Consider the following 510-nt stretch of genomic DNA (forward strand, 5'->3'; position numbering starts at 1 on the left):
ACGCTGACGGTGTGAAACAGCACGATGACCAAATCGGCGAACTACTGAAAAAAGTGAAAGATCTTGGTGTTGATGACAACACTATCATCGTTTACACCACAGATAACGGCCCGATGGTTGACCTATGGCCAGACGCAGGTATGACGCCATTCCGTAGTGAGAAGAATACAGGTTGGGAAGGCAGCTTCCGTGTTCCTGCTCTTATCAAATGGCCTGGTCACATCAAAGCTGGCGAAACCTTTAATGGCATGATGTCTCTTGAAGACTTCTTCCCAACATTGGTTGCAGCAGCAGGTGACACTAAAGTTAAAGACGAGCTACTGAAAGGTAAGAAAGTTGGCAAGATCAACTACAAAGTTCACCTAGATGGTTATAACTTCCTGCCATACCTCACTGGTAAAGAAGAGAAAGCACCGCGTGAAGAGATTTTCTACTTCTCGGACGATGGCGATTTAACTGCGCTTCGTTACAACAAGTGGAAATTGGTCTTCATGGAACAACGTGCAAAAG

1 protein-coding gene is annotated in these 510 nt (G+C 45.5%); it reads left to right on the plus strand.

The window, feature by feature from the left end; translation table 11 throughout:
* Positions 1-510: sulfatase-like hydrolase/transferase (locus tag R8O11_RS31460; RefSeq protein ID WP_318195423.1), on the plus strand; the 510-nt coding region annotated here is incomplete at both ends.

It is taken from the genome of Vibrio sp. 1288 (assembly GCF_033344475.1).